The organism is Geomonas sp. Red276 (genome assembly GCF_054784495.1).
Window position 1 is genome coordinate 196677 of record NZ_BLXW01000001.1, and the last position, 15860, is coordinate 212536.

Annotated in this window: 12 protein-coding genes; 4 read left to right on the top strand and 8 right to left on the bottom strand. The window is 65.7% G+C overall.

The genetic code is table 11. The features are described from left to right. Window positions 1–158 precede the first annotated feature (158 nt). The 5 genes from ACYVL5_RS00865 to larB all read right to left on the bottom strand — a co-directional run bounded on the left by ACYVL5_RS00865 (window position 159) and on the right by larB (window position 5833). Window positions 159–2168 carry a sensor histidine kinase gene (locus ACYVL5_RS00865; RefSeq protein WP_460593653.1) on the bottom strand — a complete coding sequence of 670 codons (2010 nt, stop codon included), beginning with the start codon at window positions 2166–2168 and terminating at the stop codon, window positions 159–161. A gap of 86 nt (window positions 2169–2254) precedes the next feature. Then, window positions 2255–3484, bottom strand: coding sequence for a competence/damage-inducible protein A (locus ACYVL5_RS00870; RefSeq protein ID WP_460593654.1), 1230 nt, complete (start codon window positions 3482–3484; stop codon window positions 2255–2257). After that, window positions 3481–3930: a phosphatidylglycerophosphatase A family protein gene (locus ACYVL5_RS00875; protein ID WP_460593655.1), complete on the bottom strand. Its 450-nt coding sequence runs from the start codon at window positions 3928–3930 to the stop codon at window positions 3481–3483. The genes ACYVL5_RS00870 and ACYVL5_RS00875 overlap by 4 nt, the downstream gene beginning before the upstream one ends. Then, on the bottom strand, window positions 3927–5081 hold the full coding sequence (larC, locus tag ACYVL5_RS00880) for a LarC family nickel insertion protein (RefSeq protein ID WP_460593656.1): 1155 nt from the start codon (window positions 5079–5081) through the stop codon (window positions 3927–3929). Before larC ends, ACYVL5_RS00875 begins: the two co-directional genes overlap by 4 nt. Continuing rightward, window positions 5078–5833, bottom strand: a complete 756-nt coding sequence (gene larB / locus ACYVL5_RS00885) for an AIR carboxylase family protein (protein ID WP_460593657.1) — start codon at window positions 5831–5833, stop codon at window positions 5078–5080. The genes larC and larB overlap by 4 nt, the downstream gene beginning before the upstream one ends. A 445-nt stretch (window positions 5834–6278) precedes the next feature. On the opposite strand from larB, the gene ACYVL5_RS00890 reads away from it, so the two are divergent. Next, on the top strand, window positions 6279–7034 hold the full coding sequence (locus ACYVL5_RS00890; RefSeq protein WP_460593658.1) for an SDR family oxidoreductase: 756 nt from the start codon (window positions 6279–6281) through the stop codon (window positions 7032–7034). Window positions 7035–7055: 21 nt separating this feature from the next. On the opposite strand, the gene ACYVL5_RS00895 is transcribed toward ACYVL5_RS00890, so the two are convergent. Next, the gene (locus ACYVL5_RS00895) at window positions 7056–9323 is read right to left on the bottom strand and encodes a PAS domain S-box protein (protein WP_460593659.1); all 2268 of its coding nucleotides are present in this window, start codon (window positions 9321–9323) and stop codon (window positions 7056–7058) included. Between the two features lie 72 nt (window positions 9324–9395). Beyond that, window positions 9396–11342, bottom strand: coding sequence for a response regulator (locus ACYVL5_RS00900; protein ID WP_460593660.1), 1947 nt, complete (start codon window positions 11340–11342; stop codon window positions 9396–9398). Between the two features lie 457 nt (window positions 11343–11799). On the opposite strand from ACYVL5_RS00900, the gene ACYVL5_RS00905 reads away from it, so the two are divergent. After that, complete coding sequence (locus tag ACYVL5_RS00905; protein ID WP_460593661.1) at window positions 11800–12306, top strand: hypothetical protein; 507 nt, start codon at window positions 11800–11802, stop codon at window positions 12304–12306. 12 nt (window positions 12307–12318) lie between these two features. On the opposite strand, the gene ACYVL5_RS00910 is transcribed toward ACYVL5_RS00905, so the two are convergent. Beyond that, the gene (locus ACYVL5_RS00910; RefSeq protein WP_460593662.1) at window positions 12319–13224 is read right to left on the bottom strand and encodes a LysR substrate-binding domain-containing protein; all 906 of its coding nucleotides are present in this window, start codon (window positions 13222–13224) and stop codon (window positions 12319–12321) included. A gap of 121 nt (window positions 13225–13345) precedes the next feature. On the opposite strand from ACYVL5_RS00910, the gene ACYVL5_RS00915 reads away from it, so the two are divergent. Together ACYVL5_RS00915 and ACYVL5_RS00920 are read left to right on the top strand one after the other, a co-directional pair. Beyond that, window positions 13346–13996, top strand: a complete 651-nt coding sequence (locus ACYVL5_RS00915; RefSeq protein ID WP_460593663.1) for a hydrolase — start codon at window positions 13346–13348, stop codon at window positions 13994–13996. A 12-nt stretch (window positions 13997–14008) separates the two neighbouring features. After that, on the top strand, window positions 14009–15847 hold the full coding sequence (locus tag ACYVL5_RS00920; RefSeq protein WP_460593664.1) for an amidohydrolase: 1839 nt from the start codon (window positions 14009–14011) through the stop codon (window positions 15845–15847). Window positions 15848–15860: the final 13 nt, after the last annotated feature.

Sequence of the window (15860 nt, forward strand, 5' to 3'; positions counted from 1 at the left end):
GCTCCGTCAGCAGGTGTTTCGCTTGTACCGCACCTCCACGACAGATTATGTCGCGCCCTTACAGACTGCGCCACGTCCCCTCTCCTTCAAGGAGAGGGACAGGGTGAGGATGGGGTAGCTTGCAACCTAGAACATAGAACGTAGAACGTAGAACCGGTTTAGAAGAGTTCCGGCTGGCTGACCTCCGGCTCCAGGGGGAGGAGGAGGAAGAAGGTGCTCCCGCCCTCGCTCTCCACCCAGACCATGCCGCCGTGGGCCTCCACCATCCCCTTCACCATGGCGAGGCCGAGGCCGGCCCCCTTCCCCTGCAGCCTGCTGCTCCCGCTTGAGTGATGGCGGATCTCCCCTATCTCGTAGAAGATTTCGAAGATCCCCTGCTGCTCCTGCGGGGGGATCCCCATCCCCTGGTCCTTCACCCGGACCTCGAGATAGCAGCGATCGCCGCAGCGCTTGAGGAAATCGGGATTGAACCGGTCGAGGGTCGCCTTGCGCGCCCAGAGCGCACGGCTGTCCACCACCTCCCCGGTCACCTCGATCTCGCTTCCGTCCGGGCTGTACTTGATGGCGTTCAAAAGGAGCTCCGCGAAGATCCGCTCCAGGGATTCCCGGTCGCCTGCGAAGAAGGGGAGCTCCTCGAGCTGGGTCAGCTTCACGCTCTGGTTGCGCTGAACGAGCTGGGGTTTCAACTGCTCCTTCACGCCGTCGAGGAAGAGATCGAGCTGGATGGGAACGTGCTCCATCTCCCCCCCGCGCGCCTCGAGCTTGATGAGCTTCAAGAGATCGGCCACCAGTTCCTTGAGCCGCATCCCCCCCTCCAGCACGGCGGTGAGGACCACGATTTCGTCGGCACTGCAGTCGGGGTGCTTGAGCAGCAGGTCGGCGCCGGAGATGATGCTGGTGAGCGGGGTGTTGAATTCGTGGGAGACCATGCCGAGGAACTGGTTCTTCATCCGGTCGAGCCGGCTCAACTCGAGGTTGGCCTGCTCCACCAGCGCCAGGTTCTGCTTGAGCTTGATCTCGGAGATGGAGAGGTTGTGGCTGGCCTTTTCGAGGAGGTGGTGCGAGCGCAGAAGCTCGGCGCTTTTCCAGTTCACCTCGGCGAAGAGACGGTTGCGCTCCACGAGGCTTCCCACCTGCTTGCCGACGCTTTCCAGGAAGAGGATCTCCTGCTCGGAGTAGCAGGGGATCGAGCGGTGCATGAGGTGCATCACCCCGATGAGGTTCTCCTGCACCACCAGCGGGATCACGGTGAGGCTAGCCCACCCTTCGGCCGCGGCCCCCTGGAGCAAGGTGTCCTCGGAGCGCCCGCCGATCAACCGGACGGTTCTGAACCGTTCCGGCGCGGTGGCCACAAAGGCACCGAGGAGCCGGGCGAGATGGGGGGAGACATCCCTCGATACGCTGAGGTGGGGATCCTTCCCCTCGGCATCGAGCAGGTGCACGGTCCCGCCGCCGGCATCGAAGAGGTCGATGATCTCCACCAGGGTGTCCTGGGGAACTCCGTCGAGCCCCGGCCCGCTGGTGATCCCGGTGAGGATCTTGATCAGGATGGAGAGTTCCCGGTTTCGCTGCCGGATCTCCTTCTCGACCCGGTCGTGCTGGGTGATGTCGCGCAGGATGCAGTGGACCACCTGCTCGTCGCGGAGGTCGATCAGCCGGGCGTTGATCTCGCCGAGGAAAAGGGAGCCGTCCTTTCTCTGGAACCGCATCACTTCGCCGGAGACCATCCCCCGTCTCTTGATCTGATAAACAAAAGAGCGGAATTTCTCACGCTCGTCCGCGTCGAGAAGATCCCGCCCTTCCATGGAGGAAAGTTCCTCCTTGCTGTAGCCGAGGAGCTCCGTCCCCAGCCCGTTGACCTCTTCGAGCGCCCCCGTCTCCGCGTTGAAGACGAAGATGGCGTTGCCGGCACCCTCCAGAAGCGACTTGTAACGCCGGGCGGCCTTGGTGACCTCCTGCTGCATCCCCGTCAGCTCCATCCGGAGGTCGTCCACCACGCTGCCGTCCCGCTTCCGGAGCGCCGCCGACAGGATCACCAGCACGGGCGCAAGGATGACCATTACTGACATGTGGAACCAGGCCGGCAACGGGGCGTACCGGTCGGCCCAGAACAGCAGTAACTCGCAGACCACGAGCAGTATGATCGGTGCGTAGTGCAAATCGGCCACCTATCCACCTGGTCATCACATCCCTCTCCCTCTCGGGAGGGGGGCAGTCGTTGTCCTCCCCGCGGATCCGGGGAGGCCGCTTCATATCATTGGACTTCCTCCAGCAGGTACCGCCTGAGCCAGTCGAGCGCGCTCACCGTGGTTATCGACCGGACCGCATCGCGGTCGCCCTGGAAATTGTAGCGGGTGACCCGGCAGTCGTTTCCGTCCGCCAGGGCCATGTACACCGTCCCGACCGGTTTCTCGGGAGTCCCCCCGTCGGGGCCGGCGATGCCGGTGACCGAGAGGGCCAGGTCGCTCCCCGCCGCCAGCCGTGCGCCGGTTGCCATCGCCACGGCCACCTCCGCGCTGACCGCGCCCTTGGCATCGATGAGATCGGCCGGCACCCCGAGCATCCTGGCCTTGGCCCGGTTGCTGTAGGTTACCGCCCCCTCCAGGAAGTAGGCGGAACTCCCCCCCTGGGAGGTGATGCGGGAGGCGATCATCCCGCCGGTGCAGGATTCCGCCAGCGATAGGGTGCGCCCCTTTTGCCGGAAGAGGGCCGCCAGCACCTCGTCCATGGTATCCTCGTCGCGGGCGAAGAGCTCGCGCGGGAAGCGTCCGGCGACTTCCGCGGCCGCCCGCTCCACCAGGCCGGCGTCTTTGGCCTCACCCCTCAGGATGATGTGGATCTCGGGAAACTTGACGCAGTAGGCGAGCTCGACCGGGGAGCCTGCCGGGAGCGCACCTTCCAGCCTCGCCGCGACGGCCGCCTCGGAGGTCCCGAAGAGCTTCAACACGATCCTGCGGTTGGGCTCCCTTCCTTCCGCCGCCAGGGCGGGGAGGACGGTCTCCTCCAGCATCCGCTTCATCTCGAAGGGGACCCCCGGCATGAAGAACAGCCGCGCCCCGTCGATGAGGAGCTCGAATCCGCAGGCGGTCCCCAAGGGATTGGGGATCAGCGGGCACCCCCTGGGAAGAAGCGCCTGACGCTGGTTGCCGGGGTGAAGCCCTCCGGTGATGCGGGCGGCGAAGCGATCCAGGTGGGCCAGTGCCTCGGCCGAGACCTCCATCTCCAGACCGGCGGCGCGGGCGGCCGCGGCCGAGGTCAGGTCATCGGGGGTGGGACCGAGCCCCCCGGTCACGATGACGGCATCGCTTGCCGAGGCCAGTTCGAGGAGTGCCGCGACGATGGACTCCTCCTGGTCCCCCACCGTCAGGTGCTTTTGCACCCGCAGGCCGATCTGGAAGCAGCGCCCGGCGATGTGGGAGGCGTTGGTATCGACCACCTCGCCGGAGAGGAGCTCGTCCCCTATGGAAAGCGTCGAAAGCCTCACAGAAACCTCAGCAGCAGGTGGGTCGCCAGGCAGGCGTACACTCCCGCCGCGATGTCATCCATCACCACGCCGTAGCCGTTTTTGAGCGAGCGGTCGAACCAGCGGGCAGGCTGCGGCTTGGTGACGTCGAAGAGCCGGAAAAAGAAGAAGCCCGCCACTACCCCCTGCCAGGTCGGGGGAACGGCGATCATGGTCACCAGGTATCCGGCCACCTCGTCGATGACGATCTTCCCGGAGTCGTGCTCGCCGAAGATGACACCGGCCCGCCCCGAAATCCAGCAGGCGAGCAGGGTGAAGGCGGCGGTGGTCAGGAGGTAGAGCGGCAGCGGGAGAAAACTGAGCGCCAGGTAGAACGGGATGGCTCCCACCGTGCCGACCGTGCCCGAGGCGAAGGGAGAGAAGCCGGTGCCGAACCAGGTGGCGGCCAGGACGATGAAGCTTTTCATGGCGCGCCGATCTCCCTCTCCACGATCCGGTAGACCTCCAAAAGCGGCAGCGACCTGGCCAGCGCGATCCCCCGGCAGGATTCGAACTCGGGGGTGATCCTCCCGTTGTCGAGCACCTTCACCCTGACGGTGCCAAGCGAAGTCTCACGCTCCTCCAGCCTGCGGCCGAGGGTGAGACGGCGGACCGGATAGTAGCGGACGCCGATGGCGGTGGATTCCGCCAGCACCAGGCGGGCCAGCCGGTCGAGGTCTTCCCGGCGAGCCACCACGGTGAGCCTCGTGCCGGGACGGTTCTTCTTCATCTGCAGCGAAGAGAAGGCGACGTCAAGGGCGCCGTCGGCGAAAAGCCGCTCCATGAGGAAGCCCAGGATCTCCGGGGTCACGTCGTCCAGGTGGGTCTCCAGCACCACCACTTCCTCGCCCGGCTCCCCAGCGTCCTCGCCCATCACGATACGGAGCAGGTTGGGGACCTCCGGGAAATCCTTCTCCCCCGCGCCGTGGCCGATCCCCTTCACGGTCATGGCAGGAGGCGGCCCGAAGGATTCGGCCAGGGCGGCGACGATGGCGGCCCCGGTCGGGGTGACCCGCTCACCTTCGCCGATGTCGGCACCGAGCGGGATGCCGGTCAAGAGTTGGGCGGTGGCCGGAGCCGGAACCGGCAAGAGGCCGTGGGCGGTCTTGACGAAGCCGCGTCCGTAGGGAAGGGGCGAGCAGCAGACCCGGTCGATACTGAGGTGATCGAGGCCGATGGCGGTGCCCACGATGTCGACGATGGAGTCGACCGCGCCGACCTCGTGGAAATGGACCCGCTCCATCGGCACCCCGTGGACGGTCGCCTCAGCCTCGGCAAGCCTGCGGAAAATCCGCTGGGAAAGCTCCTTCACCCGCGGGGAGAGGGGCGCCTCGTCGATCATGCGGGCGATGTGCGAGTAGTGCCGGTGCGGCTGGTCTTCGGCGTCAAGGCGGACACGAAACGAGGTGCCGGTCACCCCGTGGCGCTCCACCCGGGAGCTCTCCAGGGTGTAACCGGAGAAAGGAAGAACGGCCAGTTGTTCGCGAAGGGTCTCGAGGGGAAGTCCCAGCTCCAGCAAAGCCCCCACCGTCATGTCCCCGGCAATGCCGGCAAAGCAGTCGAAATACAGAAACTTCATGCATGAATCCTGTTCATGAGGCTCGCCGCGTAGGCGGCCCCGAAACCGTTGTCGATATTGACCACCGTGACTCCGGCGGCGCAGGAGTTGAGCATCCCGAGCAGCGCCGCGACGCCGCCGAAGGCCGCGCCGTAGCCGACCGAGGTGGGGACGGCGATGACCGGCTTGTCCACCAGGCCGCCGACGACCGAGGGGAGCGCCCCCTCCATGCCCGCCACCACGATGATCACCGAGGCGTCATGAAGGAGCGAACGCCTGGCCAGCAGGCGGTGCAGACCGGCGACCCCGACGTCGTAGAGCTTCTCGACCTCGTTCCCCATCATCCGTGCGGTGAGGGCCGCCTCGGCGGCCACCGGGATATCGGAGGTCCCGGCGCAGACCACGAGCACGGACCCCTTGCCGCGGATTTCGGTCGGATGCTGCTCGATGGTGAGGGCGCGGGCGTCCGGGTGGTAGATCCCCTTCGGGAAGCTCGCCACCAGTTGGTCCCCCTTGTCGGGGTCGATCCTGGTTGCCAGCACGTTGGAGCCCTTGTCGAGGAGGGCGGCGATGATGGTCCGCATCTGGTCGACGCTCTTGCTCTGGCCGAAGATGACCTCGGGGAACCCCTGGCGAAGGGTGCGGTGGTGGTCAACCGTGGCGCATCCCAGATCCTCGAAAGGGAGGTGTTTCAGGCTTTCCAGCGCCTGGGGCACGCCGATGGTCCCTCCGGCAAGCTCCTGGAGAATCTTCTCGATAGCGCTTCGTTGCATCGGTAGCAAAGCCCTCCCCGTGGTTTGGTAAAAATAAAGCTAAAAACTACCACACTAAAGGTGCGTTTGCTTTAGAAAAAATGAGGATTGCCACAGACGCGCGCAAATTTTTGGCGCAAACGGCAACCGTCGGTTAAGGGAGAGGAGTTGCTTACCTTCCGCCGGTGAGGTACTTTTCCTACTTTCGCCCCCGGCGCCGTGTGGCCGAAGGCCCGCCGTTAATTCCCTCGCCCTCCGGGAGAGGGTGGCCGAAGGCCGGGTGAGGGAGGTTTTGCCGGCCTTCCCCCCTCACCCTAACCCTCTCCCCCGATGGGGGCGAGGGGAGATTGAAATAGGGGAGAGGGTGGCCGAAGGCCGGGTGAGGGAGGTTTCTGGGTCGGGGTGAAGATGGGGTAAGGGGAAGGGATACGTAGCGGAAGATTGTTGCCAATCAAAGGAGAGCTCTATGAAGGTTGCCATCATTACCGGCGGTGGGCAGGGTATCGGAAGGTGCCTGGTCAAGCGCTTTGTGGAGGAAGGCTACACGGTGGCGGTCGCCGACCTGGACGGGGAGGCCGCCAGCGAGGCCGCCGCCCTCTACGGAGCCGGCGGCAGGGCCGTCCCTTACCAGCTGGACGTAGCCGACGAGGAGGGTGTGAAGGGAATGATTGCCGACCTCATCTCCCGCTTCGGGCGGATCGACACCCTGGTCAACAACGCCGCCATCGCCCGCGCCCACGAGGCACCCATCGAGTCGCTTCCGCTCGCCGACTGGAAGCGGGTGATCGACACCAACCTCACCGGGGTCTTCCTCTGCTCAAAGCACGCCATCCCGCACCTTCGGCAAAGCCGGGGGACCATCGTCAACATCGCCTCCACCAGGGCGATGCAGTCCGAGGCGGACACCGAGGCGTACTCGGCCAGCAAGGGGGGCGTGGTGGCGCTCACCCATGCCCTCGCCGTGAGCCTCGGGCCCGAGGTCCGGGTGAACTGCGTGAGCCCGGGATGGATCGCGGTGGACGGCTGGAAGAAGAGCCCGGTGGCGGCCCCGCCGAAGCTCACTCCCGAGGATCATGCCCAGCATCCGGCGGGGCGGGTGGGACGACCCGACGACGTCGCCGAGGCGGTCCTCTATCTCTCCTGCGAGCGCTCCGGGTTCGTCACCGGCGAGAACCTGGTGGTGGATGGTGGGATGACCAGGAAGATGATCTACGTGGAGTGACGGGAGGAAACTGACGCGCCGTCAGATCTCGATCATGAACTCGGCGCCCCCCTCGATGTTGCGGACGGTGAGGCGGCCACCCATGTTCTTCTCGATGATGGTCTTGGACATGAAGAGGCCGACGCCGGTCCCGACCGCGGGCCCCTTGGTGGTGAAATAGGGATCGAAGACCTTGCCGATGATCTCGTCGGGGATCCCCCCGGCGTTATCGGCGATGGCCACGACGGCCCGCTCCCCGACGCAACCGACCTTGATGAGGATCTTCGGCCTGGCGACCTGGCGCTCCTGGAAGGCGTCCCGGGCATTGATCAGCACGTTGACGAGCACCTGGGCGAACTCGTTGGGATAGCCGAGCACCTCCGGATCGGCCTCCGCCATCAGTTCCATGTCGATCTTCTGTCCCTGGAAGCTCCCCTCGATGAGCGACAGGGTCTTCTCCAGTTCGTCGAGCACCCGGAAGGAAACCTTCTCCTTCTCCGGCTTGAAGTAGTTCCGGAAGTCGTCGATGGTCCTGGACATGTGCCTGACCAGGGTCATCGACTTGGCGGTGGTCTCGTCGAGGATATCCTTGGTCAGGGCCCCGCGGGCGAAGCAGAGAGAGGGCTGCTGGATCAGGAGCCCCAGCGAGTTCAAGGGCTGGCGCCACTGGTGGGCGATGTTGCCGATCATCTCCCCCAGGGCCGCCAGCCGGTTTTGCTGGATCAACAGCTGCTCGTTCTTCCTGAGCGCCTCCACCACCCGGATCCGCTCGGCGGTCTCCGCCTTCAGCATCTCCATGTTGGCCTCCAGCTCCCCGGTTCTCATCGCCACCCGGCGCTCCAGCTCCTCGTTCATCTCGGTGAGCCGCCGCTCCGCCCACTTGCGCTCGGTGATGTCCACGATGGTGAGGAGGATGACCCTGTCGTCACCGACCGACAGGACCTGGGCGGAAAGCTGGGCGACGAAGGGGGTCTTGTCCTTCTTGACGAACTGGGCCTCCCACCCCCTGACCGAACCGTGCGTCTTCAGCTCGGCCACGAAGCGGAGCATCTGCTCCCCGTCGGCCCACAGTCCCATCCTGCGTGCCGATTTCCCCAGCACCTCTTCCCTCTTGAAGCCGTGCAGCGCCAGCCAGGTGTCGTTCACGTCGACGAGGACCCCTTCCTCCAGGGTGCTCAGCGCCAGGGCGGCCGGGCTCTCGGCGAAGGCGCGGGAGAATTTCTCCTCGGAGAGGCGCAGCGCCTCCTCGGCCTGTTTGCGGCCGCTTATGTCGCGCAGGATGACGAAGGAGCTGGGAGGATTACCGGGAAGGATGACGGAATCGACCTCGGCCGGGAAGGATTCGCCGTTTTTGCGCAGGAAGCGGAGTTCCAGCTTGGAGGAGCGCCCGGTACGGCTCCTCATGTCGAGGGCGGCCGCGAAGCGCGGATCGCTGTGATCGATGAGGGGCTCGCGCCCGAGCCGGCAGAGCTCGTCTTCGGAGCGGCCGAACATGGCACAGGCGGCGGGGTTGGCGGCCAGGATGCGGCCATCGGGAATGGTGAGAAAAACGGCGTCGGGGGTGTTCTCGAAGAGGGAACGAAAGCGTGCCTCGCTCTCCCGCAGCGCCTCGGCGGCGCGCTCCCGCTCCTCGGCCATTTCGGCCTTCAGCTGGGCCTCGTGGATCCGGGCCTCGAGCCGGAGGTTGTCCAGGGAGAACGAGATGTCGGCCCCCATCTGCTCGAGGAGATCCAGGTCCCGGGAGTCGAAGGCGTCCACCTCCCCGGCCCAAAGCGTCAGGCAGCCGACCACCTCGCCGTTCTCCCTGATCGGTACGCTGGCGCCGGAGCGGAGGCCATGGGAGAGCGCGGCCTCGAGCCAGGGGAAGGTAGCCTCGGCGTTGGCGAAGTCGTTGCAGAAGGCGAGCCTCCCTTCCCTGATGGCGACCCCCGCCGGGCCCATCCCCTCCGGCACCGGGTGCGAGGAGATGCTGATCTCGTCGAGGTAGGCGGTCTCGCCGCGGGAGGCGACCATCCTCACGGCCCCGCTCTCCCGCTCCACGAGCCCGACCGCCGCCAGGCGGAATTCTCCCGGCTCGACGGCGGCGCGGCAGAACGCCTCGAAGAGCTCCTCGCGGTCGGAGAGGTGGACGATGGCGTGGTCGACCGACCGCAGCACCTCGTAGAGGCGGTTCACCCGCAGGATCCCGGCCTCCGCGCGGCGCTCGGCATCGGCCAGCCGGCGGCGAAGCTCCGCGTTCTCCGCGGCGAGCTCGTCCGCCCTTGGTCCCTGAGATCTCCCTGCGTCATCGACCGGTTGCGATAGCCTCACTGGATCGGCCCCTGTCACGTTAGATAAACACGTTCGGCGGAATCATTAAGATACCGCCAGTTCGTGCTCCGGTCAACTCCCGGGAACTCCTCCGTGCAGGGTGCTCATCAGTTCGGCCAGGCTGCTCATCACGTACGGCTTGGGAAGCACCGAGCAGAACCCGTACTGCTGGTAATCGGCCATGACCGGATCGTCGGAGTAGCCGCTGGAGACCACCAGGCAGGCTTGGGGGTCGAAGGCGAGGATCCGTTCCGCCGCCTCCTTCCCACCCATGCCGCCGGGCACCGTGAGGTCCATGATCACCGCGGAAAACCGCTTGCCGCTCCGGTTGGCCTCGATGTAAAGGTCGATCGCCTCCTCTCCGCAGCTGCAGGTCGCCACCTGGAAGCCCAGGCTTTCCAGCATGGTGCAGCCGATGGTGCGGACGTCCTGGTCGTCGTCCATGAGGAGGATCGACTGCCCCGCTCCCGGGTGGGGGGCCAACGGTGCCTTTTGCGGCGCCTCGGCCTGTCCGTGGGGCGCCTGGACGGCGGGGAGGTGGCAGATGAAGGTGGCTCCGCCGCCGGGGGATGACTGCACCCCGATATGTCCGCCGTGGCGGGAGACGATCGAGTGGGCGGTGGTCAGGCCGAGGCCGGAGTTGCCGGTTTTCGTGCTGAAGTAGGGATCGAAGATCTTCCCCTTTACCTCGTCGGGGACGCCGCTCCCCTGGTCGGTGAAACTCACCCGGACGTAGCTCCCCGCGGAGAGGCCGAGGGAGTTTCCCTGCTCGAGCCGGACCCCCTCCGCTTCGATGGCCACCGTCCCGCCATCGGGCATGGCCTGCACGGCGTTGATCAGGATGTTGTTGAAGGCCTGGATGATCTGCCCGCTGTCGACCTCCACCTGGGCGATGGCAGCGGGTACCCGCACCACCCCCTGCACCTTGCTCCCCCTTAGCCCCAGCGCGACCGACTCCTCGATGAGGTGCCGCACCTCGACCTGTTTCTTGACCGGCTTGCCGCCGCGGGCAAAGGTCAGCAACTGGCGGGTCAGTTCCACCGCGCGCAGCGAGGCCTTCTCCGCCTGGGCCAGGCAGGTGGCGACCTTGGCGGGGTCGGAGAGCGAAGTCTGGGCGAACGAGATGTTACCGAGGACGCCGGTCATGATGTTGTTGAAGTCGTGGGCGAGCCCCCCGGCCAGCACGCCGAGGGATTTGAGCTTCTGGGAGAGGATCATCTCCTCCTCGGCCCGCTTCTTCAGGGTGACGTCCTCCCGGACGGTGACGAAGTGGGCGATCCTCCCCTCCCCCTCGGTGATCGGTGAGATGGTCACCGACTCGCGGTAGAGCTGCCCGTCCTTTTTGCGGTTTACCCCTTCTCCGTGCCACTCCGCCCCCGCGTTCACCTGGCTCCACACCTGTTCGAAGGTGGCGGCGTCGGGATCCTGGAGGTGGAACTGCCGCAGATCCATCCGGAGCACCTCCTCCTCGGTGTACCCGGTCAGCGCCAGGAACTTGCCGTTGGCGTACTCGATCCGGCCGTCGGGGTCGGCGATCAGGATGAGGCTCGGGCTTTGTTCTACCGCCTGGGAAAGGAGCCCTATGTACTGCTCCTGCTGCTGCATCTGCCGCTGCATCAGCACCCGCGACATGCAGTCGGAGACCGCTTCGAAGAGAAGCTCGTGGTCGAGGGGTTTCAGCACGTAGCGCCGGATCCCCATCTTGATCCCCTGCAGAAGGTAGGTGAGATCGGAATGCCCCGAGGTGACGATGATGTTGGCCCCCGGCTCCATGGCCAGGATCTCCTGGGACATCTCCATGCCGTCCATGGCCGGCATCTTGATGTCGGTCAGGACGATGTCGGGATGATATTTCCGGTACAGTTCCAGCCCATCCCGCCCGTTTCCGGCCGTGTAGATGCGCAGGCGGGGGAAGTTGAGCTTCAGCGAAAAGCTCGCGGTCTCCCGGGCCATGGCGTCATCTTCCACAAACAGCAGCGAGAGGGTGGTCAGTACCGGGATGTCAAAAGGTTTCGTCAAGGTTGCTGCTCCTCCTTTGGCGAAGGTCTCCGTGGTCGTCGCCCCGGCCCTCCCGGCAGGTTGGCCCGGTTGGGTACCGTCCCGGCCAACAGCTCTGGCATTCGGCTCGCGAGCTACCGGGCCGGATCAGCGTCCGGATTGACGGGATCAATAATAGCATCTATCTCTCCATCTGGCATAGCATCTGCAATTTTCCTTATGGCTTCGTCCACCGTTTTAGCGGTGAGCAGACTGCTTGAGCTGGCTCCGGATAATATTAGTTATATTTAATATACTCCCCGGTTCGATCACATAGAGTAGGCGGCGCGGCCAACTCTTATGCAGAGACAGGGGAGCCACCCCTCTTCCTGTGGAACGAGCTAAACGATGCCTCATCGCCAAGGCAAAAACAGAGGAGCAGGTTGCCACCTTGGCAGGGCACGGTATAGATATACCAATCATGAACCGGGAGCAAGCCATGAACGGAACCAGGGTGGTCGTGAACGACCTGATGCAGAAGGATTACCAGTACGACCGCACCGAGCCGGAGGGGGAGCATTTCCACCCCGACTTCCGCCCCGAGCTGACCCCGAAGGAGCTTTTGAAGCTGGGGATCTTCGGCGGCAGATACATGACCGACTGCCGGGGCGAGTTTCCCCCGGAGTGGTTCACCGAGGCGAAACTCTGCCACGAGCGGCACCGTCCCGAGCTCAACTATTTCGGCGTCAACGCCTCCAAGCCCCTCTCCTACTGGCGGGCCAAGGGGTGGATCTACCACGAGGACCCGCGGGGATGGTTCCAGTGGTACTGCCGTTACTACATGGGGAGACGGTGCGCGGACGATGCGCGCCAGATCAAGAGATGGCAGGCGATGCAGCGCCACATCGCCCAGTTGAGAAAGAACTGCCCTCCCGGCGACCTCGGCTGCCGCCGCCGCCAGCGGCAGGCCCTTTTGCACTGGGCCTACGACAGCAGGCGGATCTGACCCGGGAGGCGGCTACCCCCCTTGCCGGATTCCGGGAGCCCGCTCCCTCACGGCATGTTCCAATAGCGCCGCGACGATCGGACGATCGTCGTCACGCCTCCAGGCCGCCGTGAAGTGGATCGGCTCCAGCTTCTCCTTGATCCCCACCAGGGCGACTCCCGGATGGGACAGGCTCGCCACGTCGCCCGGCATCAGGCATACCCCCGCTCCCGACCCGACCAGGGCCAGCACCTCCACCAGGCTGTCGGCCTGGAAGGCGAACCCCGGCTTGAATCCCGCCACCCGGCAGGCAGCCACGATGGTCTGATTCCTCCCGGGAAAACTCTCCTCGCGGTACCCTATGAACGCCTCCCCTTCCAACCCTTTCAGGCTGATCCTCTTTTTCCCCGCCAACGGGTGCCCCGCCGGCACCGCGGCCTCCAGCCTCAGGTCGAAGAGCACCAGGGTCTCGAACTGATCGGCCACCGCCCCGCAGGGATTGCCGATCAGCGCGACGTCGATCTCCCCCCGGGCCAAGGCACGGACCTGGCCGGCCGGGGTGAGCTCGTGGATGTTGATCACCACCTCGGGGTGGGCATCACGGAACGACTTCAAGGCCGCCCCCAGGAAGGAGCCGAGCGCCGACGCCAGGAAACCGACCGTGATGGTGACCGGTTTCTGAGGCTGGTTGCGGAGCACGCGCACCGCCTCGCCGGTCAGGTCGAGGATCTGGCGCGCGTAGCCGAGGAGGACGCTCCCGGCCGGGGTGAGCGCCAGCCCGAACCGCTCCCGGACGAAAAGCGGGTTGCCGAGCTCCTCCTCCAGGTCGCGGACCAGCCGGCTCACCGCGGGCTGGGAAACGTGCAGACGCCGCGAGGCCCTGCTGATATTGAGCTCTTCCGCGGCGGCGAGGAAATATCTTAGGTGGCGAAGTTCCATGACCCTACCAGTATAACAAAAGGGCATATCTGGCAGATGAAAAGAGTATGAAGCGCTTTTCTTCAGATGGGTCTACCCTTTGGTACATGGCAGTGTGAGTACTGCTCCAAGGAGGCAGACCATGAAGACAGAACTTTTGAACCCCGTCAACAGTACGGTCATCTTCATAGACCATCAGCCACAGATGACCTTCGGCGTCGCCAGCATCGACCGCCAGACCCTTTTCAACAACGTCATGCTCCTGGCCAAGGCCGCCAGGATTTTCCGCGTTCCCGTCATCCTGACCACCGTCGAGAGCAAAAGCTTCTCGGGCAACATGTGGCCCCAGCTTTTGGACGTATTCCCGGACAAGACCCCGATCGAGAGGACCTCGATGAACTCCTGGCAGGACAAGAACTTCGTCGAGGCGGTGGCCGCCACCGGGCGGAAGAAACTGGTGATCGCCGCCCTCTGGACCGAGGTCTGCCTCGCCTTCCCGGCCCTGGAAGCGATCAAGGCCGGATACGAGGTCTACGCCGTCGAGGACGCCTCCGGCGGCACCAGCCTGACCGCCCACAACGCGGCCATGCGGCGGATGGAACAGGCCGGGGTGATCCCGATGACCGCCCTCCAGGTCCTGCTCGAGTACCAACGCGACTGGGCGCGCAAGGAGACCTACGACGAGGTCATCGCCGCCGTCAAGGAGCACGGCGGAGCCTACGGGCAGGGTGTGGAGTACGCCTACACCATGGTGCATGGCGCGCCCCCGAGCCGCTCGGGATCGGGGCACTGAGGGGAGGCCGTCATGAAAACAGTTCACGCCGACTGCGTCCTCATCAACGGGCGCATCGCCACCCTCGACCCCCTCGCCCCCGAGGCGAGCGCGGTGGCCATCAAGGCCGGACGCCTGCTGGCCGTGGGAGAACGGGAGGCCATCGAGCGCTTCCGCGGCGCCACCACCCGGGTCATCGACTTGAAGGGGCGCACCGTCGTCCCCGGGCTCAACGACTCTCACCTCCACCTGATCCGGGGAGGGCTCAACTTCAACATGGAGCTCCGCTGGGACGGGGTTCCCTCGCTGTCGCTCGCGCTCGGGATGCTCAAGGAGCAGGCCCGGCGCACCCCGCCGCCGCAGTGGGTGCGGGTGGTGGGGGGATGGACCGAGTTCCAGTTCGCCGAGAGGCGGATGCCGACCCTGGAGGAGATCAACGAGGTATCCCCCGACACGCCGGTCTTCGTCCTCCACCTCTACGACCGCGCGCTGGTCAACGGGGCGGGGCTGCGGGCCCTGGGGTACACGCGGGAGACGCCCGATCCCCCGGGAGGGGCGCTCGAGCGGGACCGCCACGGCAACCCGACCGGGCTCCTCATCGCCAAGCCGAACGCCATGATCCTCTACGCGAGCCTCGCCAAGGGGCCCAAGCTCGGCCTCGATGACCAGGTGAACTCCACCCGGCATTTCATGCGCGAGCTCAACCGGCTCGGCATCACCAGCGCCATCGACGCCGGCGGAGGGTTCCAGAACTATCCCGACGACTACCAGGTCATCGAGCGCCTGGCCGGCCGCGACGAGCTGACCGTCAGGATCGCCTACAACCTCTTCACCCAGCACCCCGGCGGCGAGCTGCAGGACTTCACCGGCTGGACCGAGCGGGCCACCCCCGGCCAGGGGAGCGACACCTACCGGCTCAACGGCGCCGGGGAGATGCTGGTCTTCTCCGCGGCCGACTTCGAGGACTTCCTCCAGCCGCGCCCCGACCTCCCGCCGGCCCTCGAGGGGGAACTGCGGAAAGTGGTTGCCCTGCTGGTGGAAAAAAGGTGGCCGTTCAGGCTGCACGCGACCTACGAGGAGTCCATCGTCCGTTTCCTGAACGTCTTCGAGCAGGTCAACCGGGATATCCCCTTCAACGGCCTGCGCTGGTTCTTCGACCACGCCGAGACCATCACCGAGGCGAGCCTGGAACGGGTCAGGGCGCTCGGGGGCGGGATCGCCGTGCAGGACCGGATGGCCTTCCAGGGAGAATACTTCGTCGACCGCTACGGCGCGGAAGCGGCCGCCCATTCCCCGCCGATCTCCCGGATGCTGGGCCTGGGGATCCCGGTCGGCGCCGGCACCGACGCCACCCGGGTCGCGAGCTACAACCCGTGGGTATCCCTGTACTGGATGGTGAGCGGCAAGACGGTGGGAGGGCTGCCGTTGTACGACGAGAAGAACCGGCTGAGCCGCACCGCGGCGCTCAGGCTCTACACCGAGGGGAGCGCCTGGTTCTCCGGCGACGAAGGGAGGAAGGGACGGATCGCCGAAGGGGAGTTCGCCGACCTGGCCGTCTTGTCGGCGGATTACTTCCAGGTGCCGGAGGAAGAGATCAAGGGAATCGAGTCGGTACTGACCATGATGAACGGGAAGGTGGTGCACGCCAGCGGCGAGTTCGGCAACCTGGCACCGCCGCTGCCGCCGGTCTCCCCGGACTGGGCTCCCACCGGCGTTTACGGCGGGGCCTACCGCGCCGGCTTCATGACGGCCCCGGCCGGGGCCACCGCGGCGGCGCGGGAAAGCTGCCGCAACCCGCTCCACCTGCACGCCGGCCGCCTCGGCTTCTTCGGAGGGGGTTGGGGTAGCGGTTGCATGTGCTTTGCGTTCTAGAGAGGGGTAAAAC

Bases quoted from the DNA above. Each gene is read 5' to 3' on its own strand.
- ACYVL5_RS00875 (WP_460593655.1), bottom strand. From the start codon at position 3,930: ATGAAAAGCTTCATCGTCCTGGCCGCCACCTGGTTCGGCACCGGCTTC.
- larC (WP_460593656.1), bottom strand. From the start codon at position 5,081: ATGAAGTTTCTGTATTTCGACTGCTTTGCCGGCATTGCCGGGGACATG.
- larB (WP_460593657.1), bottom strand. From the start codon at position 5,833: ATGCAACGAAGCGCTATCGAGAAGATTCTCCAGGAGCTTGCCGGAGGG.
- ACYVL5_RS00890 (WP_460593658.1), top strand. From the start codon at position 6,279: ATGAAGGTTGCCATCATTACCGGCGGTGGGCAGGGTATCGGAAGGTGC.
- ACYVL5_RS00905 (WP_460593661.1), top strand. From the start codon at position 11,800: ATGAACGGAACCAGGGTGGTCGTGAACGACCTGATGCAGAAGGATTAC.
- ACYVL5_RS00910 (WP_460593662.1), bottom strand. From the start codon at position 13,224: ATGGAACTTCGCCACCTAAGATATTTCCTCGCCGCCGCGGAAGAGCTC.
- ACYVL5_RS00915 (WP_460593663.1), top strand. From the start codon at position 13,346: ATGAAGACAGAACTTTTGAACCCCGTCAACAGTACGGTCATCTTCATA.
- ACYVL5_RS00920 (WP_460593664.1), top strand. From the start codon at position 14,009: ATGAAAACAGTTCACGCCGACTGCGTCCTCATCAACGGGCGCATCGCC.